At 70.0% G+C, this 23828-nt stretch carries 23 protein-coding genes; 7 read left to right on the top strand and 16 right to left on the bottom strand.

Annotated elements, in window-relative coordinates; all coding sequences use genetic code 11:
* Nucleotides 1-11: 11 nt before the first annotated feature.
* Nucleotides 12-650 carry a response regulator gene (locus C6569_RS13030; RefSeq protein ID WP_106749258.1) on the top strand — a complete coding sequence of 213 codons (639 nt, stop codon included), beginning with the start codon at nucleotides 12-14 and terminating at the stop codon, nucleotides 648-650.
* A gap of 4 nt (nucleotides 651-654) precedes the next feature.
* On the opposite strand, the gene C6569_RS13025 is transcribed toward C6569_RS13030, so the two are convergent.
* From C6569_RS13025 to C6569_RS13015, 3 genes are all read right to left on the bottom strand, one after another.
* Nucleotides 655-2964 (bottom strand): hybrid sensor histidine kinase/response regulator, encoded by a 2310-nt coding sequence (locus tag C6569_RS13025; RefSeq protein ID WP_106749257.1) that lies wholly within the window; start codon nucleotides 2962-2964, stop codon nucleotides 655-657.
* 42 nt (nucleotides 2965-3006) lie between these two features.
* On the bottom strand, nucleotides 3007-3624 hold the full coding sequence (locus C6569_RS13020; RefSeq protein WP_106749256.1) for a TetR/AcrR family transcriptional regulator: 618 nt from the start codon (nucleotides 3622-3624) through the stop codon (nucleotides 3007-3009).
* Nucleotides 3625-3721: 97 nt separating this feature from the next.
* A complete protein-coding gene (locus C6569_RS13015; protein ID WP_106749255.1) occupies nucleotides 3722-5833 on the bottom strand; it encodes a TonB-dependent receptor in 2112 nt (703 codons plus the stop codon).
* A gap of 215 nt (nucleotides 5834-6048) precedes the next feature.
* On the opposite strand from C6569_RS13015, the gene C6569_RS13010 reads away from it, so the two are divergent.
* Complete coding sequence (locus C6569_RS13010) at nucleotides 6049-6441, top strand: hypothetical protein (RefSeq protein ID WP_106749254.1); 393 nt, start codon at nucleotides 6049-6051, stop codon at nucleotides 6439-6441.
* Nucleotides 6442-6741: 300 nt separating this feature from the next.
* Here the strand turns inward: C6569_RS13010 and C6569_RS13005 are convergent, their stop codons facing one another.
* From C6569_RS13005 to C6569_RS12975, 7 genes are all read right to left on the bottom strand, one after another.
* A complete protein-coding gene (locus tag C6569_RS13005) occupies nucleotides 6742-7749 on the bottom strand; it encodes a 4-hydroxyproline epimerase (RefSeq protein ID WP_106749253.1) in 1008 nt (335 codons plus the stop codon).
* A gap of 68 nt (nucleotides 7750-7817) precedes the next feature.
* On the bottom strand, nucleotides 7818-9029 hold the full coding sequence (locus tag C6569_RS13000) for a sensor domain-containing diguanylate cyclase (RefSeq protein ID WP_106749252.1): 1212 nt from the start codon (nucleotides 9027-9029) through the stop codon (nucleotides 7818-7820).
* Between the two features lie 117 nt (nucleotides 9030-9146).
* Nucleotides 9147-10376 (bottom strand): GGDEF domain-containing protein, encoded by a 1230-nt coding sequence (locus tag C6569_RS12995; protein ID WP_106749251.1) that lies wholly within the window; start codon nucleotides 10374-10376, stop codon nucleotides 9147-9149.
* Between the two features lie 103 nt (nucleotides 10377-10479).
* Nucleotides 10480-11409 carry a dihydrodipicolinate synthase family protein gene (locus C6569_RS12990; RefSeq protein ID WP_106749250.1) on the bottom strand — a complete coding sequence of 310 codons (930 nt, stop codon included), beginning with the start codon at nucleotides 11407-11409 and terminating at the stop codon, nucleotides 10480-10482.
* Between the two features lie 214 nt (nucleotides 11410-11623).
* Complete coding sequence (locus C6569_RS12985; protein ID WP_106751031.1) at nucleotides 11624-12607, bottom strand: TRAP transporter substrate-binding protein; 984 nt, start codon at nucleotides 12605-12607, stop codon at nucleotides 11624-11626.
* A gap of 32 nt (nucleotides 12608-12639) precedes the next feature.
* The gene (locus tag C6569_RS12980; protein WP_106749249.1) at nucleotides 12640-13905 is read right to left on the bottom strand and encodes a TRAP transporter large permease; all 1266 of its coding nucleotides are present in this window, start codon (nucleotides 13903-13905) and stop codon (nucleotides 12640-12642) included.
* Complete coding sequence (locus C6569_RS12975) at nucleotides 13905-14513, bottom strand: TRAP transporter small permease (RefSeq protein WP_181313744.1); 609 nt, start codon at nucleotides 14511-14513, stop codon at nucleotides 13905-13907. Before C6569_RS12975 ends, C6569_RS12980 begins: the two co-directional genes overlap by 1 nt.
* A 210-nt stretch (nucleotides 14514-14723) precedes the next feature.
* Between C6569_RS12975 and C6569_RS12970 the strand changes: the two genes are divergently transcribed.
* The 4 genes from C6569_RS12970 (at nucleotide 14724) to C6569_RS12955 (ending at nucleotide 17942) form a co-directional block, all read left to right on the top strand.
* On the top strand, nucleotides 14724-15404 hold the full coding sequence (locus tag C6569_RS12970) for a GntR family transcriptional regulator (protein WP_106749247.1): 681 nt from the start codon (nucleotides 14724-14726) through the stop codon (nucleotides 15402-15404).
* A gap of 197 nt (nucleotides 15405-15601) precedes the next feature.
* A complete protein-coding gene (locus C6569_RS12965) occupies nucleotides 15602-15988 on the top strand; it encodes a DUF6481 family protein (RefSeq protein ID WP_106749246.1) in 387 nt (128 codons plus the stop codon).
* A gap of 165 nt (nucleotides 15989-16153) precedes the next feature.
* Nucleotides 16154-17089 (top strand): diacylglycerol/lipid kinase family protein, encoded by a 936-nt coding sequence (locus tag C6569_RS12960; protein WP_106749245.1) that lies wholly within the window; start codon nucleotides 16154-16156, stop codon nucleotides 17087-17089.
* Nucleotides 17090-17099: 10 nt separating this feature from the next.
* Entirely contained in the window at nucleotides 17100-17942 is an 843-nt protein-coding gene (locus C6569_RS12955; RefSeq protein WP_106749244.1) for a metallophosphoesterase family protein, read from the top strand.
* Nucleotides 17943-17953: 11 nt separating this feature from the next.
* Here the strand turns inward: C6569_RS12955 and C6569_RS12950 are convergent, their stop codons facing one another.
* Together C6569_RS12950 and C6569_RS12945 are read right to left on the bottom strand one after the other, a co-directional pair.
* Nucleotides 17954-19090 (bottom strand): alpha-hydroxy acid oxidase, encoded by a 1137-nt coding sequence (locus C6569_RS12950; RefSeq protein ID WP_106749243.1) that lies wholly within the window; start codon nucleotides 19088-19090, stop codon nucleotides 17954-17956.
* Nucleotides 19091-19183: 93 nt separating this feature from the next.
* On the bottom strand, nucleotides 19184-19678 hold the full coding sequence (locus C6569_RS12945) for a CYTH domain-containing protein (RefSeq protein WP_106749242.1): 495 nt from the start codon (nucleotides 19676-19678) through the stop codon (nucleotides 19184-19186).
* A gap of 198 nt (nucleotides 19679-19876) precedes the next feature.
* Here C6569_RS12945 and C6569_RS12940 point away from each other — a divergent pair, with 198 nt between their 5' ends.
* On the top strand, nucleotides 19877-20806 hold the full coding sequence (locus C6569_RS12940; RefSeq protein ID WP_106749241.1) for an SMP-30/gluconolactonase/LRE family protein: 930 nt from the start codon (nucleotides 19877-19879) through the stop codon (nucleotides 20804-20806).
* Between the two features lie 266 nt (nucleotides 20807-21072).
* On the opposite strand, the gene C6569_RS12935 is transcribed toward C6569_RS12940, so the two are convergent.
* The 4 genes from C6569_RS12935 to C6569_RS12920 all read right to left on the bottom strand — a co-directional run bounded on the left by C6569_RS12935 (nucleotide 21073) and on the right by C6569_RS12920 (nucleotide 23785).
* Nucleotides 21073-22377 (bottom strand): ANL family adenylate-forming protein, encoded by a 1305-nt coding sequence (locus C6569_RS12935; RefSeq protein ID WP_106749240.1) that lies wholly within the window; start codon nucleotides 22375-22377, stop codon nucleotides 21073-21075.
* Nucleotides 22377-23060, bottom strand: a complete 684-nt coding sequence (locus C6569_RS12930; protein ID WP_106749239.1) for an SDR family NAD(P)-dependent oxidoreductase — start codon at nucleotides 23058-23060, stop codon at nucleotides 22377-22379. Before C6569_RS12930 ends, C6569_RS12935 begins: the two co-directional genes overlap by 1 nt.
* On the bottom strand, nucleotides 23057-23356 hold the full coding sequence (locus tag C6569_RS22085) for a hypothetical protein (RefSeq protein WP_106749238.1): 300 nt from the start codon (nucleotides 23354-23356) through the stop codon (nucleotides 23057-23059). The genes C6569_RS12930 and C6569_RS22085 overlap by 4 nt, the downstream gene beginning before the upstream one ends.
* Nucleotides 23357-23419: 63 nt before the next feature.
* On the bottom strand, nucleotides 23420-23785 hold the full coding sequence (locus C6569_RS12920) for a hypothetical protein (protein WP_106749237.1): 366 nt from the start codon (nucleotides 23783-23785) through the stop codon (nucleotides 23420-23422).
* Nucleotides 23786-23828: the final 43 nt, after the last annotated feature.

The raw sequence follows: 23828 nt of genomic DNA, 5'->3' as shown, positions 1-23828 counted from the left end.
GGCTTGCGTCCATGTCGCGTATCGCCGTCATCGCCGACGACCACGGAATGTACCGGATGGGCCTCGCCTTCACGCTGAAGGACAGGCTCGGCTTCGACACCGTTGAAGAGGCCGCCTCGCTGGACGAGGCGCTCGCCCGGCTCGGCGAGACGGAGGGCATCGCCCTAGCGCTGTTCGACCTCTCCATGCCGGGCATGCAGAGCGCTGCATCGCTGGCCGCGGTTCGCGAGTGCTATCCCGACCTGCCCATCGCCGTGGTCAGCGGCTCCGACAACCGGTCCGACGTGCTCACCGCGCTCGCCGCCGGTGTCAACGGCTTCGTCCCCAAGGGCCTGCGGGACGACGACCTGGTGGCGGCGCTGAAGTCGATCCTCGGTGGGTCCATCTACGTGCCGGCGAGCCTGGCGCAGGGCGCCGCCGCCGGGACCGAGGCCGGCGCCGGCACCATCGACCTCGCCCGCCTGACGCCGCGCCAGCGCGACGTTCTGGGCCTTCTGGTGGAGGGGCGGTCCAACAAGGAGATCGCCCGGGCGCTCGACCTCGGCCACGGGACGGTGAAGATCCATCTGGCCGCGGTGTTCCGCCATCTCGGCGTGTCGAACCGGGCCGCGGCGGTGGCGGTCGCCGCGCCGCTGCTGGCGCGCGGCTGAGCCCTCAGCCCACCAGCCGCGCCAGCGCCGCACGCAGAACGGGAACCGCCACGGGCTTGGTGAGCCACGGCGTGCCGCTGGCCTGAAGCCGTGCCAGGGTCTGCGGATCGGTGGCGCCGGTGACGATCAGGGCGGGCCGGGCGAAGGCGCGATCCCGCCGCCAGCACTCGATCAGCTCGAGCCCGTCGACTCCGCGCTCGAGCTGGAGATCGATGACGGCAAGGTCGACCGCCCGCCCGCCGGCGAGCGCCTCGGTGGCCTCGGCACTGCTGCAGGCGGCGGTGACGGTGGCGCCGTCGTCGCGCAGGGTGCGGGCGAGAGCGTCGACGATCATCGGCTCGTCGTCGAGCACGAGGATGTGGCGGCCGGCCAGCGACAGGTCCGGCTGCACGGCCGGCGCCTCGACGAGCGGCAGAGCTCTCGCCGCGAGCGGCAGTTCCACGCGGAAGACCGTGCCGCGGCCGTGGCGGCTCGTCAGCAGGATGCGGTGGCCGAGCAGGGCGCAGAGGCGCCGGACGATGGACAGGCCGAGGCCGAGGCCGTCGTTCTGGCCGTGGGCGGCGGCCTTGGTGCGCTCGAACTCCTCGAAGACGCGCTCGCGGTCCTCTTCCGGCACGCCCGGCCCGGTGTCGTGGATTTCCAGCACGGCCATGTCGCCGCGCCGCCTGACGCCGACCAGGACCTTGCCGGAGGCGGTGAACTTCAGCGCGTTGCCGACGAGGTTGCGCAGGACGGTCTCGATGAGGATCGGGTCGGAGACGACGGCGAGGCGGGAGGGAACGAGGCGGAATTCCAGGCCGTGGGCGGCGGCCTGGGCGCGGAAGCCGGCGGCGACGCGCTCGAGGAGGTCGCCGATGACGAAGGTGCGCGGTTCGGCGACGACGATGCCGGCGTCGAGCCGGGAGACGTCGAGCAGGGCGTTGAACATGTCCTGCAGAGAGCCCAGCGTCGTCTCCATATTGGCGACGAGGCGGCGCGGCTCCTCGCCCTGCACCCGTCGCGAGAGGGCATTGGCGAAGAGCGAGAGGGCGTGCAGGGGCTGGCGCAGGTCGTGGCTGGCGGCGGCGAGGAAGCGTGACTTGGCGGCGGTGGCGGCGACCGCGTCGTCGCGGGCTGCGGACAGCGCCCGGTTGGCCGCCTCGAGTTCGGCGGTGCGGACGGCGACGCGATGCTCCAGCGTGTTGGCGAGGTGTTTCAGCGCCTCCTCGTTGTCGGCGAGGCGGTCGATCATGCCCTGCAGCGAGGCGGCGAGGGAGACGATTTCGCGGGAGGAGGATTTCGGCACCTCGATCTCGACGCCGTCCAGGGCCTCGGCGAGGCCGACGCGGTCGGCGCGGGCGGCGATGGCCTGGAGGGGGCTGGCGATGCGGCCGGCGACCCACCAGCCGGCGGAGAGCACCATGAGGCCGACCAGGCCGCCGGCGGTGATGATCTGGCGGCGCAGCTCGTCGACGGGCGCGAAGGCGACCGCGGCGCTGGAGGTGACGACGATCTGCCAGCCGAGGCCCTCGATGCCGCGGCCGCCGGAGGCGCGGCTGGTGCCGATCACCATGGTGCGGCCGTCGGGCAGGGTGTCGATGGCGAAGCCGTCGGGGCGCTGGGCGATCTGGCGGGCGAGGGTGGCGCCCAGATGGTTCTGGTCGCCGATGACGGTGCGGCCCTCGCGGTCCAGCACGATGACCTCGAGGTCCGACTGGCGTCCCTGCGAACGGTCGAGCAGCGAGCGCCTGAGGTGGCCGAGCCAGTCCCAGCTCACCAGCATGCCGAGGACGCCGACCGAACCGCCGGAGGCGTCGCGGACATTGACGCCGATCTCGACGACGCGCTCGCCGGGCGTCGTCTGGATCGTCGGGCGCTCGGGCTCGCCGGGGGCCGGCGACGGGCGCTCGCGCGCCGCGGCGAACCAGCGCCGATCCGTCACGTCGGCCGCCTCGTTGGCACCGCCCGAGCCGACGGTGACGCGGCCGGAGAGATCGGCGAAGCCGACCCAGACGATCTCCTCCACGTTGCCCTTCAGCCTGTCGAGGATGACGCGCTTGCCCGGATAGGCGCTGGCGGGGTTGGTGAAGGCGGGCAGGGTCGAGAGCGTGCGGGCCGAGCGCCAGCGCTCGAAGACGTCGCTCTCCAGCGCCTCGCGCATATAGGCGGCGAGATCGCCGAGCGAGCGGCCGATGGAGCGCTGCGCCTCGCGGGTGGCGGTCCAAACTACCACGGCGGTGACCGAAAGGATGAGGGCTGCCGTCAGCACCGCCAGCGTGCCGGTGAGGATGCCGCGCAGGCCCGGCCGGGTCAGGGAGGTCGCATAGGTCGCCATGGCCGCACTGTCTGCCCTTCGGGACAGGGCGGCAAGGGGGCGCTACTCCGCCGCCAGCACTCCGGCACCGCCGGCGAGGTCGCGGGCACCGGCGACGATGAGACCGGTGGCGAGGTCGGCATAGGCCTCGCGCGACATCGGCCCGTCGGCGCGGAACCACATGCAGTGCCAGTTGAGCATGCCGAAGAGCGACATGGTGACGGGGGTCAGGCGGGGCGAGCCGTGAAGCTCGGGAACGGCGGCGAGGAGGGCGTCGGAGAAGATGGCGACGAGCTCGCGTTCCACAGCCATGAGCGAGGCCTGTGCTTCGGCGGGCAGGCGCGAGAGCTCGTTGATGTGGATCTTGTGGAGGGCGTCGGTCTGCCGGTAGCCGTCGAGCAGGGCCTGGGCGACGGCGCGCAGCCGGCCGTCCGGCGTCGCCCGCCGCGCCGCCCGGCGGACCCGCTGGGTGAGGTCCTCGATATGGTCGGCGATGATGGCGACGAGCAGATCCTCCTTGCTCGCCACGTAGTGGTAGACCAGCGGCTTGGACATGGCGCAGGCGCGGGCGATGTCGCCGATCGCGGTGCGGTCGTAGCCTTTCTGCGCGAACAGCAAGGCCGCCGCCGCGCGGATCTGGCGGCGCTTGTCCTCGAAATCGGCGGCGCGGGGGCGCGGCATGGGTCAGCCCGTCGGTCGGCCGGGGGAGCCGGCGGCGAGCCGATTGAAATGCCCCCTCCGCCCGGGTGTCAACGCGGGCGAAGGGAGGGGGCGCGCCTCAGAACCGGACGGTGGTGAAGAAGCGCACGCCGCGGCCCGGCATCAGCACCTCGTCCTTCTTGAAGGACACGTGGTTGCGGATGTCGGCGTTGAGCAGGTTGGTGCCGACGAGGCCGAAGGTGAGGCTCTGCGCGCCCCGGCCGGGCTTCAGGTCCATGCGGTAGCTGATCTCGGCGTTGAGCAGGTTGTAGCCGGCCGTGGCCGTCTCCTCCGCGGCGATCTGGTTCTGGGCGAAGGCGTGCAGCAGGCTGACGCGGGCGAACCAGTTGGCGTCGCGCCAGAACAGGCCGCCGCCGAGGCGGTGCGGCGGGATGCGCGGCACGTTGGTGCCGTCGGCGAAGGTGGCGCGGACGAAGTCGTACTGGCCCTCGACGCCGAAGGTGCCGCCGGCGATCTCGCCGAGGTCGACCTGGCCGCGCAGCTCGACGCCGTAGAAGGTGGCGTCCTGCTGGGAGAACACGAGCTGGCGCAACTCGGTGCCGCCGCCCGAGCCGCAGGTGGCGAAGTCGTCGTCGCAGGTCAGGCCCGTGAGGCGCTTGTAGATGAAGCCGGAATAGCGGGTGTAATAGGCGGTGGCGTCGACGCGCCAGGCGCCCTGCGCCCGGCGCAGGCCGAGTTCGATGGTCTGCGCCCGCTCCTTGGACAGGTTGGGATTGCCGATCTCGAAGGTGCCGGAGGCCTCGTGCGGCCCCTTGGAATAGAGCTCCTGGGCCCGCGGGGCGCGCTCCACATATTGCCCGGTGAGGCTCGCCACCCAGCCGCCGGGCAGGGTCTGCAAGAGGCCGAGGCTGGCGCTCATCGGCGTGAAGTTGCGCACCGCACCGAACTCGACCGGCGCGCCGCCGGCGGGATCGAACCCGGCCGGGAAGAGCGAGGCGGTGCCGGAGACGCGCGCCTGCTCGATGCGGGCGGCGGCCTGGAGGCGCGTCGTCTGGGTCAGGGCGAGTTCGTTGAAGAGGAAGACAGCGGCGGTGCGGGTGTTGGTCGGCGCGAGCAGGCCGCCGGCCTCGCCCGACGTGCCGAGGCTCTGGGCGCCGAACTGCACGCCGACGGTGGTGTTGAGCGTGCCGAGCCCGGTCTGGAACGGCCGGAACGCCGTCTCGACGCGGCCTTCCAGCTCCTGGTTGCGGAAGGTGGAGGCGGTGGCGAAGGAGCCGAGCTCGAGCGCCTGCTCGTTGTGGCGGTAGAGCGAGCCGCCGAGCCAGAAGCGGACGTTGTCGACCACCGAGCCGTCGAAGCGGATCTCGCCCCTGGAGGCGAGGCGCGTCTGGATCATGTCGATGCGCACCCGGTCCGGCGCCGAGCTGGCGCCGGGAATGCCGTAGAGCGAGCGGAACTGCGAGATGGCGGCGCCGATATAGCCCTGGTCGAAGAAGTAGGAGGCGCCGAAGGAGCCGCCGAAGGTGCGGGCGAAGGAATTGTCCTGGCGGCCCTGCGGGGTCGCGTAATCGCCGGCATTGCGGCCGAAGACGTCGGCCGAGAAGGCCCATTGGCCGGACGAGCCGCGGACGCGGGCGGCGCCGTCGATGCCGCGATCCACGGAGGAGAGGCCGCCGGTCATCATGCCGGAGACGCCGGGCGGGCCGAGGCGGGTCGGGATACGCTCGTTGGTGACGTTGACGACGCCGCCGATCGCCTGCGAGCCGAAGCGCAGCGCCGCCGGGCCGCGGACCACCTCGATGCGCTCGGCGGCGAGCGGATCGATGGGCACGGCATGGTCCTCGGAGAGGTCGGAGACGTCCTGGGCGCCGATGCCGTTCTCCTGGACGCGGATGCGGGCATTGTCGAGGCCGCGGATGATCGGCCGGCTGGCGCCGCCGGGGGCGAAGCTCGATCCGGTGACGCCCGGCGTGGTGGCGAGCTGGTCGCCGAGCGTGCCGCCGCCGTTGCGGCGGATTTCCGCCTCCGGGATCACCGTGACGGGGACGAAGGCGCGGTCGATCACCTGCAACTGGCCGTCGGTGAGGCCGAGGTCGCGCGTCGCGCCGTCGGGATTGCGCGGCGCCTCGATCAGGATCTCGGGCAAAGCCGTCTGTGCCGCGGCCGGCGTGACGGCCACGGCGAGGATCAGGAGGCTTGCCGACGAGAGGGCGAGACGGGCGGGGCGCATGACAACTCCGGCGCAATGCAATGTTACAACGTAACTTAATCCGGTCCGCCGCCGCCGCTGTCAAGCGCTCTCCGCACGGGCCGGCGCGGAGCAGCCTGCCGGTGTTGCTTTTCAGTCCTGAAACGGCAGCGGCGGCACGGGCCGCCCGGCTGAAACCGCGGCGAGCCACAAGCCTCCCCGAACGCGGGCCGTCGCCCGCACCCGGAGATCATCCCATGACCACCCTCATGCTGCGCCAGGCGAACCGCCGCCGCGTCCTCGCCTCCCTCGCCGCCGGTGCGGCCGTCATCCCCTTCGCGCTCGGCCCGGCGCTGGCGCAGCCCGCGGCCGCCGTCACTCTCTTCAACGTCGTCGGCCCGCGCGACACGATCGTGGTCGGCCTGACCGCGGCGGAGACCGCGGCGCTCGGCAGCGGCAATCCGGTCGAGGCGCTGGCGCGCAAGATCGCCGCCGAGGGGCAGATGACCGTCTGGCAATATGGGGTGCGCCGCGGCGACGGCGGCGCGCTGGTGATGGCGCCGACGGGCAAGGTGGCGCTCATGGCCGCCGGCATCGTGCGCATCGAGCCCTATCGCGCCGCCCATCCGGTGGTGGCGCCGCAGGGCTGAGGCCTTCGTCGCCGCTCCTGTGTGCGTTGTCATCTCGTCAGCCGGCCTGCATCGGCCGAGTGCGTCCTTCGAGGCTCGGGCCTTGCCCTCGCACCTCAGGATGAGGAACTTGGCGATCGGCATCGGGGTGCGGCTGCAGTGCACCAGTGGGACTCACCGGGATCGGTGCAGTTCACAACCCTCCTCATCCTGAGGTGCGAGCCCCGGCAATGCGCCAGCATGTCCGGAGGCGAGCCTCGAAGGACGCACTTGCGCCCATGCAAGGCACCGCCACTCATTTCCGAGTGCTTGCGCGCTCGCCTACCGGTCCGCGACCTGGAAACCCTGCCAGTAGGGGTCGCGGTGGTCGACGAAGATGGTGTTGATGCCGGTGACGCGGGCCCAGCCCTCGATGGAGGGGATGATGGCGTCGAGGCCACCAACCTTCGCCCGCCCCTCGATCCGTCCGGTGAAGGTCGAGCCGATGATGGATTCGTGGACGAAGGCCTCGCCCTCCTTCAGCCGGCCGGTGGCGGCGAGATGGGCCATGCGGGCCGAGGTCCCGGTGCCGCAGGGAGAACGGTCGATGGCCTTGTCGCCGTAGAAGACGGCATTGCGCGCCGTGCCGCCGTTGCGGGGCGCGCCGGTCCACAGGACGTGGGTCAGGCGGTCGAGTGCCGGGTTCTCCGGATGGACGATGGCGTGGCGGGCGTTGAAGGCGCGGCGCAGGAGCCCTGAGAAGCGGATGACCTCGGAGGGCTGGAGGTCGTCGAGGTCGGCGTAACCCGGCTGCGGCTCGACGATGGCGTAGAAGTTTCCGCCATAGGCGACGTCCACCGTGAGCGTGCCCAGGCCCTCGACCTCCACCTCGTAGCCGCGCCCGAGCAGGAAGGACGGCACGTTGGTGAGGCGCACGCTCTCCACATAGGGTCCGTTCTGCACGTAGCGCGCCTCGACGAGGCCGGCCGGCGTGTCGAGCATCAGCACGCCCGGCGTCTTCGGCGTCACGAGGCCGTGCTCGATGATGGTGGTGACCGTGCCGATGGTGCCGTGGCCGCACATGGGCAGGCAGCCCGAGGTCTCGATGAAGAGGATGCCGACGTCGCAGTCGGGCCGCGTCGGCGGATAGAGGATCGAACCCGACATCATGTCGTGGCCGCGCGGCTCGAACATCAGGCTGGTGCGAATCCAGTCGTGGCGGGCGAGGAAGTCCTGGCGGCGCGCGAACATGGTGTCGCCGGCGAGTTGGGGGATGGAGCCGCCGGTGACGATGCGGACGGGATTGCCGCAGGTATGGCCGTCGATGCAGGTGAAGGTGAAGCGGGTCATGGCGGCAGGATCCCCTCGTCTCTGTGCACGAGGGTATGCGGCCCCGCAGCCTGCCGTGCAACCGCGTCTCAGGAGGGGTTGAGTTGCAGCGTCGCCGGCAGCGGCGGGCCCGCGGTCGGCACGATCGAGGGCGAGGGTCCGACCGCCGTGCCGGCCATGACGACCGAAGGGGCGCCGCGACCCTTGGCCGTGTAGAGAGCAGCGTCCGCGGCTGCCAGCAGGCTGGTCGCCTCGCCGCCCTGCTCGGGAGCGAGGGCGACGCCGACGCTGACGCCGATGACGCAGTCGTGCCCGTTGACGCTGTAACTGCGGGCGATCTCGCAGCAGAGGTTGTGGCCGAGAGCGATTGCGCCGGCGCGGTCGAGCCCGTCCGCGAGCACGACGAACTCGTCTCCGCCGAGACGGGCGGTGACGTCTCCTGCCCGGACGGTGGCATTGATCTGCTCGGACACCAGTTGCAGCAGGCGGTCGCCGGTGCCGTGGCCGAAGGTGTCGTTGACCTGCTTGAAGCCGTCGAGGTCGAGGTAGAACAGCGCGAGCCCCCGGGGACGCTCCCGGGTCAGGCGTTCGCCGAGCTGGGTGATGAGGTGGGCGCGGTTGCAGAGGCCCGTCAGGTCGTCGTGGGTCGCCCGGTGGCGGTTCTCCTGCTCGGCGACCATGGCGGAAACGACCGTCGCGTTCATCTGGAACGCCGACACGCTCATGGAGAACAGGAAGAGGGGGACGAGGAGCGTCACGCCGAGGAGGGCCGACTCGCCGGACATGAGCGTGGCGACAGGCATCGGCGAGAGCGAGAGCGCGATCATCGTGGAGGCGAGGCGGGGGGCGGCGAAGTTGCGGAAGCAGATGCCGCCGACCATGGCAGCCGCCGGGACACAGGCGATGGTGGCGATGAGCCAATCGCCGGAGAGGATCGCCATGAGGCAGCCGAGGCCGAGATTGGCGCTCCAGGCCAGGGCCATGACGATGTGGAGGTCGGTATAGGTGCGCTCGCCGCGTCGCGCCGCGCGCCGGCCGTGGACGAGCACGCCGAGGCGCACGGCGCAGATGACGGCCTCGACCATCAGCCAGGCGATGAACCAGACGCTGGGCTTGAAGACGACGACGCTGAGGGGGCCGACCACCGTGGCGATCAGCCCGCCGAAAAAGACGGGAAGATTGCCGAACAGCTCCGCGACCAGCCGTTGCCGGATGGTGTCGGGCGTGCCCTCTGGAACAGCAGCGAGCCAGCGCGTCAGGCGCCAGGTCGGTGCGGAAAAAACGACGTCATCAGTCTGCATTCGCGCAACTCCGCCAGGGTTGGGCGGACTGATGACGGACGCGCCTCAACGCCGCGTAAATAGCGGTATAAAAAAACCGGCATAGGCGCGTGATCGAACTGGTAAAATAGTAGCCCATCAGCCGGCGCGGGCGAGATGGTGGTCGTGGGGCCCGGCGCCGGCCCGCCGCATGGCCTCCCAGAGCGAGCGGGTTTCGCCGTCGACCTCGCTGGCGAGGGCGACGGAAGCTTTGCCGCGGGCCTTGGCGACGTAGAGAGCGGTATCGGCCCGCGTCATCAGCGTGTCGGCGTCGGCGCCGTCGCTGGGTGCGAGGGCTACGCCGATGCTGACGCCGATGCGCGCGGTACGGCCATCGGCTAGCGGATAGGGTGCGGAAATCGCCGAGAGCAGAAGGCGGGCGAGGCCGAGGGCCTGGAGTTCGCTGCCGCCGGCGGCGAGCACCACGAATTCGTCGCCGCCGAGACGGCCGGCCGTGTCGCCCTGCGAGAGGCTCTCGCGCAGTCGCTCGGCCGCCATGGCGAGCACCCGGTCGCCGACGAGGTGGCCGTGGGTGTCGTTGACCGCCTTGAAGCCGTCGAGGTCGAGATAGAGGAGGGCGAAGGCCTCCTCCTGTGCCGCAGCGCGGGCGAGGCGCGCGTTCAGGTCGTCGGCGAGGCCGTTGCGGTTGGCGAGGCCGGTGAGCGGGTCGAGCCGGGTGCGCAGGAGATGTTCCCGCTCCGCCATCATGGTGGCGACGAGGATGCGGTGGAGCTGGAAGGCCGCCATGCTCATGGCGACGAGCAGGGCCGGGGCCTGGACGGCCGAGACGAGCAGGATCGGGTTGCCGGAGAGGAGGGCACCGGTGGTCGCCGGCAGCAGCGCGCCGGCGATGACGGCGGTGGCCAGGCGCGGGGCGCCGACATAGCGGAAGCACATGCCGCCGACCATGCCGGCGGCGGAGATGCAGACGACGATGGCGGTGGGCCAGTCGCCGGTGAGCAGGATGAGGCAGGCGCCGAGGCCGGTGGTGAAGCCCCAGGCGACGGCGAGGACGATGCTGAGGTCGGTGAAGGTGCGTCCGCCCCGGCGCGCGGCGCGGCGGGCGTGCAGCATGACGGCGAGGCGGGTCAGGGAGATGACGACCTCGAGGACGCACCAGGCGATCAGCATCGGCGCGGGATGCCACAGCGTCACGAGGACGGCGATGGTCATGGTGTTGGCGACGCCGCCGAGGAAGATGGGCATGGCGCCGAAGAGGGTGGCGACGAGCGCGGCGCGCACGTCGTCCGGCACCGGCTGGCCCGAACTCGCCAGCCAGCGGGTCAGGCCCCACCGCGGGGGGCTGAAGATCGGTTCGGCGTCGGCCATTCCACCCTCGGTTGTCGTGTATTCGACCACGCTACAACCGAAGAATGGGTTAATCCTAACCGTGGCGCCCGCCCCTGTCGGAGCGGGCGCGCCGCGGCGATCGTCAGGCGGCGACCTTCAGGCCGACGTCGGGCAGTTTCGGGCGGTTGGCGAGGGCCTTCGCCATCATCGCCTGCACCTCGGCCGCCTCGTGCGGCAGCAGGGCGAGGCGCGGCGGACGGGTCAGCGCGGTGCCGCGACCCATGATGTGCTCGCACAGCTTGATGCACTGGACGAGGTCGGGCCGGGCGTCGAGGTGGAGCAGGGGCATGAACCATTCGTAGAGCGGCATGGCCTCCTTGAAGCGGCCGGCCTTGGCGAGGCGGAACAGCGTCTCGCCCTCGCGCGGGAAGGCGTTGGACATGCCGGAGACCCAGCCGACCGCGCCCATGGCGACGCTCTCGACGATGACGTCGTCGAGGCCGGCGAAGAGCACGAAGCGGTCACCGACCATGTTGCGGGTGTCGATGAAGCGGCGGGTGTCGCCGGAGGAGTCCTTGAAGCAGACCACGGTCTCGACGTCGGCGAGGGAGACGAGGATGTCGGGGGTGACGTCGTTCTTGTAGATCGGCGGGTTGTTGTAGAGCATGACCGGCAGGTCGGTGGCGGTCGCGACCGTGCGGAAATGCTGCGCCGTCTCGTGCGGCTTCGAGGAATAGACCAGCGCCGGCATGACCATGATGCCGTCGATGCCGATGCGGGCGGCTTCCTTGGCCGTCTCCACCGCGAAGGCGGTGGTGAACTCGGCGATGCCGCAGAGGACCGGCACGCGGCCGGCGGCGACGGATTTTGCCGTCTCCATGATCGCAATCTTCTCGCGCCGCTCGAGCGAGGTGTTCTCGCCGACCGAACCGCAGACGATGAGGCCGGACACGCCGTCGCGGATCAGGTTGTCCATCACCTTGGCGGTGGCGTCGATGTCGAGGGAGAGGTCGTCGTGGAACTGGGTGGTGACGGCCGGGAAGACGCCTTCCCAGGAAATGCGGGGTGCCATGGGGTTTTCTCCAGATGATCGGTCGTGGCGCGGCGGCGTCAGGCGCCGCCGGCGGTGATGGGGGAGGCTCGACGGCCCGTCACCCCCGGCGAGGCCGAAGGCCGAGGGAAGGGGGTCCAGGGGCCGCGAACGCGAGCGCTGCAACGCCTGGATCCCCTTCCCCTCCCTCGCTCACGCTCGGTCGGCCGGGGATGACGGACGGTGTTGGTGCGGCTCAGAGCGCCGCGCCGGCCTTGCGCAGGTCGGCAAGGATGGGGGCCTTGGGCAGCCAGATCTTGTCGAACTCGGCGACGACGGCCGCGGCGTCCTTCGGATCGGCGTTGCGGAAGGGGATGCCGGTCGCCTTGAACTGGTCGACGAGCTTCGGCTCGTTGCCGGCGAGTTCGTCGATCTGCTGGTCGAGGGCTCCTTTCACCGTCCTGGTGATGAGCTCGCGGTCGGCGGCCGAGACCGTCTGCCAGACGCGGCCGGAGACGAGGGCGATGACCGGCATGAAGACGGCGTTCATCTGCAGGATCGACTTCGACGGCTTGTCGAAGCGCTGGTTCCAGGAGAACTCGAGGTCCGCCTCCAGGCCGTCGACCTGGCCGTTGGTCATGGCGTCGAAGACCTGCGGCGTCGGGATCGGGGTCGGGGCGGCGCCGAGAAGCTGGTAGAAGTCGCGATAGACCGGGGTCGGGTTGATGCGCAGCTTCATGCCGCGGATGTCGGCGACCTTGGAGATGTCCTTGGCCGCGAAGACGGCGCGCATGCCGGTGATGCCCCAGGCGAGGCCGATCGTCCCGGTCTCGCGGGGAAGCACCTCGAAGAGCTTCATGGCGACGGGATCGCGCACCAGCTTGGCGATCTTCGGGGTGGAATCGACCACGTATGGCGCCGTGATGGCGGCGATGGTGGGCACGCGCGAGCCGAGCTCGGCGGCCATGATCCAGCCCATGTCGAGGGCGCCCGACTGCATCTGCTGCAGCATGGCGGCTTCGTTGCCGAGCTGGCCGGAGTGGAAGACGGTCAGCGTCAGGCGGCCGTTGGTGGCGGCCTTCAGGTCCTCGCCGACCTTCAACGCGGCGCGGTTCCAGGGGTGGCCGGCGGGGGTGAGGATGCCGAGGCGGAACTCCTTGGCCTGGGCCAGCGCCAGCGAAGGAGCGGCCAGCGGCAGGGCGGCGCCGGCGGCGAGGAGATGGCGGCGGGAGAGGGTCATGGTCATGCTCCTGAGGGGTTGGAGGGAGGCATTCACTTGATGAGGGCGAGGGACAGGAAGGGGTAGAGCGAGAGCAGGATCAGCAGGATGCAGCTCACCCCGAAGAAGGGCATGGTGACGAGGAACATCTTCCCCGGCTTGGCGCCGGTGACGGCGGCGGCGACGAAGAAGCACAGGCCGACCGGCGGAGAGAGCAGGCCGAGGACCAGGTTGATGACCACGACGACGCCGAAATGGCGGGGATCGATGCCGTAGACCTCGGTGGCGATGGGCAGCAGGATCGGCACGGTCATGATCAGGCCCGGTACGCCGTCGATCACCGTGCCGATGACCAGGAGGATGACGTTGGTCAGCAGCATGAAGGAGACGGGGTCCTTCGCCACCGTCTGGATCCAGGCGGCGGTCTCCTGCGGCACCTTCCCGTAGATGAGGATCCAGGAGAAGACGGCGGCCGCCGCCACCAGGAACAGCACGATGGCGGAATAGACGCCGGCGCGCAGCATCATCTCGGGCAGGCGGGAGAAGGAGAACTGCTTCGTCCAGAAGCGGCCGACGAGCGCGGCGGCGACGGCGCCGACCGCGGCGGATTCGGTGGCGTTGGCGAGCCCGCCGAGGATCGAACCGACGATGACGACGGGAATGGCGAGCGTCGGCGCCGCATCGAGGATGGTGGCGATGCGCTGGCGCGCGGTGCGCTTCTCGGCCTTGGGGTAGTTGTAGACATAGCCCATCAGGGCGATGACCGCGAAGAAGAGGACGGTCAGCAGCACACCGGGGACGATGCCGGCGATCAGCATGTCCGAGACCGAGACCTGCGCCAGCACGGAATAGACGACGAACATGACCGAGGGCGGGATGATCGGCCCGAGCATGCCGCCATAGGCGGTGAGGCCGGCGGCGAAGGTCTTGTCGTAGCCCTGCTTCTCCATCTCCGGCACCATGATCTGCGACATGATCGCGACCTGCGCCGTGGCGGAGCCGAGGATGGAGGCGACGAACATGTTGGCGAGGATGTTGACGTAGGCGAGCCCGCCGCGGACCGAGCCGATCACGGCCATGGCGAGGTCGACGATGCGCTTGGTGATGCCGCCGCCGTTCATGATCTCGCCGATCAGGATGAAGAGCGGGATGGCGATCAGCCCATAGCTGTCGACGCCGCCGAACATCTGCAGCGGATAGGACTGGAACAGCAGCGGGTTGCCGGAGGCGATGATGTAGACGATGCCGGCGAGGCAGAGGCACAGGCCGATCGGCACGCCGACCAGCATGACCGCGAGGAAGGCGGCGGAGGTGATCATCAGTTCACCCCGTCCACGTCGGAGAGCACAAACCCCTTGAGGGCGGCGGGCGGCACCAGGCCGAGATCCTCGACGAGGTTGGCGAGGCCGTGGATGGTCATCGACAGCGCGAAGATCGGCAGGATCAGATAGAGCATCCAGGTCGGCCAGTTCAGCGTCTGGGTGCGCTCGGTGTAGAGGAAGTTGAAGGTCTCGCCGGCGAAGGCGCGGGCGTCGAAGCCGGCCCGGGCGATGCCGACCGGGTCCATCCACAGCCAGCACATGGCCGCCAGCGACAGGCCGAAGACGACGACCATGCCGGTGGCGATCACCTTCGCCGTCTTCTGTCCGCGCTCCGACAGGCGCTCGGTGAGCATGGAGACCGCGAAGTCCAGCCGCAGCCGCGTCATGGCGGAGGCGCCGATGAAGGTGAGCCAGACGACGGAGTAGATCGCCGACTCGTCCACCCAGTAGATCGGCCTGCCGCTGTAGCGGGTGACGACGTTGAGGAGGATCAGCCCGGCCAGGAGGAACATGAACCCCATGATGGCCAGGCGCTCCACCGCCAGCAGGGTGGCGGAGAGGGACTGCAGGGCCTCGGCGGGCGCGATCATGCGCCTGGAAGACATGGCCTGGTTCGCCATCGGTGCATCCCCGATGTGTTTTGCTCTGGAACTTTGGTATCGTAGATTTTATACAATTAGCGAGTCAATGCCTTCGGACCGACTTTCTCGCCACTTTGCCGATGCCGCGTCGCGGCACCGGTGCTGCACCTGCGACGGATGGGCAAGCGGGGAAATTCATGGTCCGATGGCGCGTTCGGGGGTTTTCAGAATCGGATGTCAGCACCGCTCAAGCACCGCACGCTGTCGGCCGCCATCGTCGACCGGCTGCGCCAGGCCATTCTGGCGGGCGAGCATCCCGCCGGCACGCAGCTCCGCCAGGACGCGCTGGCCGAGACCTACGGGGTCAGCCGCATTCCCGTCCGCGAGGCGCTGTTCCAGCTCGAGGCGGAAGGCTTCGTCCGAATCGTCCCGCACAAGGGCGCCATCGTCTCGGAACTGTCGCTCGACGAGGTCAACGACGTCTTCGATCTGCGCTGCCTGCTCGAGCCACGCCTCCTGGCGCAATCGGCGCCCCGATTCGCGGAGGGCGATTTCGCCGTGCTCGACGCCATCCAGTCGCGCTTCGTGGCGGCGATCGCCGCCGGCGATGTCGGCCAGTGGGGCGTCATCAACGCCGAGTTCCACATGGCGCTCTACACCAAGGCGCGGCTGCCGCGGACCCAGTCCATCGTCGCCGCGCTGTTGCAGACCAGCGACCGCTACACCCGCGTGCAACTGTCCAACACGGCGGCCATGGGCATAGCCGAACAGGAACATGCCGCCCTGATCGGGCTGTGCCGCGCCGGGCGGTTCGACGAGGCCTGTTCCTTCCTCGAACGCCATATCGGCGCGGTGAGGAGCGACCTGCTGCGGGTGCTGGTGCGATCGGGCGCCGCGGGCACAGCGGAGAATTGACGGCACGCGGCACTGGAATGGCTGCCAAGCGTCAACCATATGTCACGACATGGTGGTTTGACGTTGACGTTCCGTGACGCTTTCTGTACCGGGATGCAGTCGCGACGAGGCCTCCGGCAACCCGGGGCGCGCCTCCCGCCTGCGACGACCCTCCACCGCCCCTGAACCAGACTGAACGAACCAAGGATCACTGCCCTTTGTCCATCCATACCCAGAACGGCCTGTCCGAACGCCTTGAGACCGCCCAGAAGGCTAAGCAGGCACTGTTGGAGAAGTTCCGTTCGCGCCCGGGTCCGGATGATCCGGAGTTCCAGAAGCGCCAGGCCGAGCGCCGCGCCATCGCCGAAGCCCGCGCCGCGCGCGAAGCCGCCAAGGAAGCCATCCGTCGTGCCGAGGCCGAGCGCCTGGCCGCCGAGGAGGCCGCCCGCAAGGAAGCCGAGCGCATCGCGGCCGAAGAGGCCGAGCTGAAGCGTCTCGAGGAAGAAGAGGCCCGCGCCAAGGCGCGTCCGAAGCAGATCTATCGCGAGATCGCGGCCTATGCCGAGGCCCGCGCCAAGGCGGCTGCCCGGGGTGGCCGCCGCTGAGTCGGGCCCGGCCCGTCTGACGACTCCAGGGCCGCCCGCCAGGCGGCCCTTTGCTTTTCGGCGCCACCCGGCGCCTGCGCGGTCATGTCCCCTGGAACTCTGGGGGCTTCCGGCCGTTGCTAAGACCGCGCCCCGCATCGGCGCGTCACCCGGGGATTCCTCCACATGGCCGAGACGGGCATTTTCGGCATCGACGGCACGCCGTCGGTCGCCGTGCTGGCCAACAGCCGATCGGGCTTCGGCGGCCGGGGCAGCCGGGCGGTCGAGGCGATCGTCGCCGCCATCACCGGCCGGGGCATCTATCCACGCATCTTCATGGCCGGCGGCGGCCGCCTGTCGGAGGCGATCGCCGCCTGCAAGGCGCAGGCTCCCGACATCGTCGTGGTGATGGGCGGCGACGGCACCATCCTGGCTGTCGCCGAGGCCTTCTGCGACACGAAGACGGCGCTCGCCATCATTCCCCAGGGCACCGTCAACCAACTGGCGCGCGATCTGCTCATTCCGCTCGATCCGGTGCTCGCCGTCGGCGCGCTGGTGGAGGGCGAGCGGCGCGCCATCGACGTCGGCATGGTCAACGGCAAGCTGTTCCTCTGCACCAGCGTCATCGGCCCGCTGGCCAAGCTGCAGCGCTACCGCGAGGAGGCGCGCGGCCGCATGGGCGCCACCATGCTGTCCTTCCTGCGCACCGGCATGAAGGCGATGACCCTGCGGCCGGCGGCTCTCGCCCTCCGCGACGACCGTAGTTCCTGGACCGAGGAGACGCGCGGCGTCATCGTCTCGGTCAATCCGCTGGCCGAGATCGTCTCGCGCGTGCCCTTCCGCGAGAGGCTGGATGCCGGGCTCCTCGCTGTCTATGCGGCGCGGGAGCGGGGCTACCTGACGCTGTTCAAGCTGGCCGCCTCCATCTTCGGAGGGAGAGCGCGCAATGATCCCGACATCGCCTATCGCGAGACGCCCGTCCTCACCATCGACGCCCGCCGCCAGTGGCTGACCATTCTGAACGACGGCGAAATCAGGCGCGTGAAGACGCCGTTGCGCTTTGAGGTGAAGCCGGGCTCCCTCGCCGTCATCGTGCCGCGGCCGCCGGACCCGCCGGCATGACGCTCTCGTCATGACGGTGGTGGCGCACATCTCCGACATCCATTTCGGCCGCGAACTGCCAGGCGTGGTGGAGGCGCTCCTCGCCGACCTCGCCGCCGCCTCACCCGACGTGGTGGTAATCAGCGGCGACATGACCCAGTTCGCCAGCCACGGCGAGTTCACCGCCGCCCGCGCCTTCCTCGACCGCATCGTCGCGCCCTATCTGGTGGTTCCGGGCAATCACGACATCCCGACCATCCCGCTGTGGGAGATGGTGTTCCGGCCCTTCCGCCGCTGGCGGCGCTACATCACCGAGGGCCTGGCTCCGGAATGGTCCGGCGGGACCGTGCTGGTGAAGGGCATCAACAGCGCCCGGCCCTATGGCCCCTATCTCAACTGGTCGCGCGGGCGCATCGCTCCGGCGCAGATCGAGGCGGTGGCGACCGCCGAACGCGACCCGCGGGCCCTCGTCGTCACCGCTCACCACCCCGTCGCCTATGGCGACGACACGGAGCACGATTACGATCTGGTGACGCGGGGCGAGCTGCTGCTGGCGACGATGGCGCGGCGCCCGCGCAGCCTCCTCCTGCTCGGCCACCGGCACCGGGCCTACGCGAGCCTGTGGAATCCTGCCGAGGGCGAGCGCACCGCGGTGACCGGCACGTCGATGGCCCGCGACGACGTGCTCATCGTCCATGCCGGCACGGCCACCTCCGACCGGTTGCGCGGCCAGGTCAACAGCTGGAACCTCATCACCCTCGCCGAGCAGGGCGTCGGGATCGAGGTGCGCCAGTTCGCCGCTAACGCCTGGGGCACGGCCTCGCGGCTCGCCCTGCTCTGGCCGGAGCGCGAGCCGGAGGTGGTGGGACGTTGAGGCTTGAGCCTTCAGCGCACCAGGATGTTGCCGTCGACGGTCTTGATGTCGCGCAGGCCGCAGAGCGCCATGGTGATGTCGAGCTCCTTGCGGATGATCTCGATGGCGGCGGTGACGCCCTCCTCGCCGTTGGCGCCGAGGCCGTAGAGGAAGGCGCGGCCGATATAGGTGCCCTTCGCCCCCAGTGCGATGGCCTTGATGACGTCCTGGCCGGAGCGGATGCCGCCGTCCATGTGGACCTCGATCCGCGAGCCGACCTGCTGCACGATGCCCGGCAGGGCCTCGATGGAGGACATGGCGCCGTCGAGCTGGCGGCCGCCGTGGTTCGAGACGATCAGCGCATCGGCGCCGGAGCCCAGCGCCAGCTCGGCGTCCTCGGCGTCGAGGATGCCCTTCAGGATGAGCTTGCCGCCCCAGCGGTCCTTGATCCACTTGACGTCGTCCCAGTTGAGCGCCGGGTCGAACTGCTCGGTGGTCCAGGAGGAGAGCGAGGACATGTCGTCGACGCCCTTGGCGTGGCCGACGATGTTGCCGAAGGTGCGCCGCTTGGTGCCGAGCATGCCTAAGCACCAGCGCAGCTTGGTGGCGAGGTTGATCAGGTTCTTGAGGGTCGGCTTCGGCGGGGCGGAGAGGCCGTTCTTGATGTCCTTGTGGCGCTGGCCGAGGATCTGCAGGTCGAGGGTGAGGACGAGGGCCGAGCAGCCCGCCTTCTTGGCGCGGTCGATCAGGTTCGCCGCGAATTCGCGGTCGCGCATCACGTAAAGCTGGAACCAGAAGGGCTTGCCGGTGGCTTCGGCGATGTCCTCGATGGAGCAGATGCTCATGGTCGACAGGGTGAAGGGGATGCCCGCCTTGTTGGCGGCGCGGGCGGCAAGGATCTCGCCGTCGGCGTGCTGCATGCCCGTGAGGCCGGTGGGGGCGAGGGCCACCGGCATGGACACGGGCTGGCCGATCATCTCGGTGGCCAGCGTGCGGTTGCGCATGTCCACGGCCACGCGCTGGCGCAGCTTGATCTTGGCGAAGTCGGTCGTGTTGGCGCGATAGGTGCTCTCGGTCCAGGCGCCGGAATCGGCGTAGTCGTAGAACATGCGCGGGACGCGCCGCTTGGCGAGGATGCGGAGATCTTCGATGCTGGTGACGACTGACATCCGAGCCTTCTCTGGGGATCTGGGGATGCGGGGAAACCGGGGAGCGTCACCGGTCTAGCACCGGCGGTCCGTCGCGACCAGACGCCGCGGCGGTCAGCCTGTGCAGCGCTGCGGCGCGGCGGCGTCGAGGGAGAGGCCCGCGAGGCCGTGGCGGATCAGCGAGGAGTTGCGGTAGCGCCGGTCCCAGGTGACCTCGCGCCCGACCCAGTCGGGAAGGGTGATGACCTCGTCGGCCCGCTCCAACTCGACCTCGGCGACGACGAGGCCGGCAAGCGCGCCCTCGAAGGCATCCACCTGCCAGAGCTTGCCGGCATGGACGATCTCGTGGCGCTTCTTGACGATGGGAGGCTCGGGGCAGAGGCGCAGCATGGCCTCGGCATCCGCCAGCGGCACGGCATATTCGAACTCGTCGCGCACCAGCCCCTCGGCCTCTCCCTTGATGGTGAGGGTCGCCGCGCCGTCCTGGATGCGGATGCGCACCGAGGCCGGGTCGGCGGCGAGATAGCCCTGGGCGATGGCCCGCACGCGCGGCGCCGCCTTCCAGCCGTTCCCGACGACCAGGAACTTGCGCTCGATCTCGGTGGCCATGCCGTCTCCCGCGCCGCGACGGGCGACATCAAGCCCGAGGAAACGTTCCGGCGCAACGGCGACCTTCGATGCGCCGCTGGCTGCCCTGCGGCGGGCGGGCTCGCCTCGCCGCACGGCCGGTGGTCTGATGGACCGGCCACGGCGCGACGGCGCGGCGGACAAGAGCCCGGAACAGGGCCGGCATCGGGAGGACGATCCATGGACTTTCGCGAACTCGCATCGGGCCTGCTCTTCCCCGAGGGGCCCGTCATTCTCGCCGACGGCACGGTGCTGCTGGTCGAGATCGGCCGCGGCACGGTGACGAAGGTCGCTCCCGACGGCACGGTGAGCCATCTCTCCCGTCAGGGCGGCGGCCCGAACGGCCTCGCGCTCGGGCCGGACGGCAAGCTCTACATCTGCAACAACGGCGGTTTCAAATGGACGCCGCCGGGGGATGCCCGCGGTCTCCTGCCCATCGGCCAGGCGGACGATTATTCCGGCGGGAGGATCGAGCGGCTGGACCTTTCCACCGGTGCGCTGGAGGTGCTCTACACCGCGACCGAAGCCTGCCCGTTCAAGGGCCCGAACGACATCGTCTTCGATGCCGAGGGCGGCTTCTACTTCACCGATCTCGGCAAGGCGCGGCCGCGCGACATGGATCGCGGCGGCGTCTATTACGCCAGGGCCGACGGCTCCTTCATCACCGAGCTCGCCCATCCCATGGTGACGCCGAACGGCATCGGCCTGTCGCCGGACGGGTCCGTCCTCTATGTCGCGGAAACCGAGACGGCGCGGCTCTGGGCCTTCGACCTCGACGGGCCGGGCAAGATCCGCCGCCATCCCTTCCCCTCGCCGCACGGCGGGCGGATCGTGGCGGGGATCGGCGGCTACAACCGCTTCGACTCGCTCGCCGTGGACGCCGACGGCAATGTCTGCGTGGCGACGCTGGTGAACGGCGGGATCACCGTCATCGCGCCGGACACGGGTGCGTTCAGGCACATTCCGGTGCCGGGCGAGCGCTGGGTGACCAACATCGCCTTCGGCGGGCCGGAGCTGCGCACCGCCTATATCACCCTGTCCTCGACGGGCCGGCTGGTGGCGACGGAGTGGGAGACGTCGGGGCTGATGCTGAACTTCCAGCAGGCGTGAGGGGGAAGAGTTGCCTGAGGCCTGATGGGTTTGCTTCGCTCTGCACGGCAGAAGTGCGTCCTTCGAGGCTCGCCTCCGCAGATGCTGGCGCACCGTCGGGGCTCGCATCTCAGGATGAGGGACGTCGTGAACTGCACCGCGGGAAAAAGGCGGGATGGTTGGGCTGCCTTCGGCCTTCATGCCAAGCACAAACGCTCCTCATCCTGAGGTGCGAGCGTCAGCGAGCCTCGAAGGACGCACTTGCCTGATGCAAGGCGCGGGTCGCCCTACAGCCGCTTGAACCGGTGCCCCACCGCCACCTCGCCGAAGCGCACGCGGTGGGGGTGCAGACCGGGGGGCAGGTGGGCGCGGAAATGGCGCATCAGGTCCTCGCGCGTCAGGCTTTCGCCAGGGCGTAGCTGCACCGTCACCTCGATGTGCTCGCCGGTGATCGGGTTGCGCCCGCCCCAGGCGCTGGCGAGGTCGACGGAGGGGTGAAGGAGCGCCACGCGCTCGATCTCGCCCGGCAGGATCTTCTGGCCGCCGACATTGATGACGTCGCTGGTACGGCCGACGATGCGGACGAGATCGCCCTTCGTCTCCACCACGTCGCGGGTGTCGTACCAGCCGTCCTCCGAGAAGGGCGAAGGGGCGTTGAGGTAGCCGATCATGCGGTTCGCGGCGCGGATCTCCAGCACGCCGTCGGGCCTGACCCGCGTCTCCACGCCCTCGCCGCCGACCTTCATGAACAAGCTGTCGCGCGCCTCGGACTTCACCCGGAGAATGCCGAGTTCGGACATGCCGTAGGTCTGGCGGAAGTCGACCGCCGGCAGGGTCGCGCAGAGCGCCGAGAGCGTCGGCTCGTCCATGCGCTCTGTGCCGTAGGTGACGACGCGCAGCGCCGAGCCGGAAAGGCGGGGAAGGAGACCGCTCATCAGCGCCATGCGCAGGAAGGTCGGGGTCGTCGGCAGCAGCTCGACGCCGTGGGCGACGATCTCGGCGATCACCGCCTCGGCGGTGCGCTTCGAGGGTACGACGATCAGGCCGTTGTTGAACAGCGTGTGGAGGAGCGTGTTGATGCCGCCGATATGGTCGAACATCAGGAAGCTCATGGTCACCAGCGCCTCGCGCGGGGTGCGGAAGCGGGCGAGGAAGGGCGCGAAGTCGTGGAGAATGGCCTTGGGCCGTCCCGTCGTGCCGGAGGAGAAGAGCACGAGGCCGGCATGGCCGCGGGCGCGCAGCTCGGCGAGCATCGGGTGGTCGAGGCCGGCCTGGGGGCGGCGGGTCACCGCGCCGCCGTCGATCACCACGTTCACATGGGCGGCGTCATGGAAATAGGGATGATCGGCGGCCGTCTGGCGGGTCAGCGGCACGATGACGGCCCCGGCATCGACGAGGCGCAGGAGGGTGGCGACGCTGTCCGGCTCGAAATCGCCGACGAGCGCGACAACGTCGCCGGGCTGGATGGCCGACAGGTCCGGACCCTTCGCCGCGACGATGTCGGCGAAGGCGAGACTGCCGGCCGCTGCGACGAGAAAGGGCCGGTGCGGGTCGGCCTGGCGGGCGAGGATCTCGTCGACGAGCCCGGTCATCACGCCCCGCCGACGGAGAGGACCTGGCCGGAGATCATCGCGGCCGCGTCGGAGAGGAGGAAGGCGGCGATGTTCCAGACATCGTCGGGCGTGCCCTTCCGCTGCACCACCTGGCGGCGGACGATGCGGTCGATGGCCTCGGCCGGCACCTTGGCGATCAGGTCGGTGTCGATCGGCCCCGGCGCAATGCAGTTGACGGTGACGCCGAAGCCCGCGACCTCGCGGGCGAAGGTGCGTGAGAAGCCTTCGACGCCGGCCTTGGAAGCGACGTAGACGGCTTCGCCGGCAAGGCCCAGCGGCACGGCGATGGTGGAGAAGTGAATGATGCGCCCGGCCTTGGCGCGCACCAGCGCCGGCGCGAAGGCCTGGGAGACGTGAATGGCGCCCATCAGGTTGGTGGCGATCACCTTCTGCACGGTGGCCGGCGGCGTCATCAGCGCGAGGTTCATGGAGGCGATGCCGGCGGCGTTGACGACGCCCCAGAGCGGCGTCTCGCGCGGCAGCGAAGCGGCCACCGCCTTCACCGCGGCGGCATCGGCCACGTCGCAGGCATGGATGGGGAAGGGCGCCTCGACCTCTGTCCGGGCGATGCCGATGACGTCGTAGCCGGCGGCGAGCGCCCGCTCGGCGATGGCGCGGCCGAGGCCGCGGCTCGCGCCGGTGACGAGGAGGGTGCGCCTCACGCGCCGTCCACCATCTGTGCGCCCATGTGGGCTGCGAGCGTGCCGATGGTGCGGAAGGGGCTGCGGGAGGAGGAGAAGGCGGCGTCGTTCATCCAGTCGAAGGGCTTGCCGAAGCGCTCGCCGGCAAAGTCCTCCAGCCCCAGCATGACCTCCAGCAACCCTTGCGAATCCACCACGGCCCTTTCGCCGATGAGCGGGGATGCCGCGTCGTAGCCCGCAGCGTCCTCGCCGGTGATGAAGGCGACGAGCTCGCGGATCTTCATTTCGATGTCGCGGGCCGCCGCGTCTGCCGTCATGTCCTGCCCCGATTCGCCCGGGGCCCATCATAGTCGATCCGCGCCGCCGCCGCTGCAGGGCGGTCAGCCGCCGGGGACCCTCACGCACTGCCGAAACAGGTGCTCGTACCAGAAGCGGTCGGCATGGTCGGAGACGAAGGCGACGCGGGTCTGTCCCTCCTCGGTCAGCACCGACACGGCGGCGATGGTGTGGTCGTTGAGGTCCATCACCTTGATCAGGGTGCCGCCGATGAGCGGCGACCGCCTGACGAGCGGGTTGCGCGTGTTGAAGAGGCTCTCGACGCAGGAGGCGATATAGGAGGGCGGCAGGTCCGAGTGGACGGTCAGCGGCCCCTGCGTCGCATAGTTCGACGCGCAGCCGCCGAGGACGAGCGCCGCGACGGCGCCCGCCAGACCTTTCGCCGTTCGACGGGTCCGCGGTTGGGGCATGACGGATCAACGCGGCGGGTGCCGGGGTGTTCCCGCCTGACCG

Source organism: Phreatobacter cathodiphilus, from assembly GCF_003008515.1.
Classification (GTDB): domain Bacteria; phylum Pseudomonadota; class Alphaproteobacteria; order Rhizobiales; family Phreatobacteraceae; genus Phreatobacter; species Phreatobacter cathodiphilus.
This window is presented reverse-complemented; position numbering and strand designations above follow the sequence as displayed.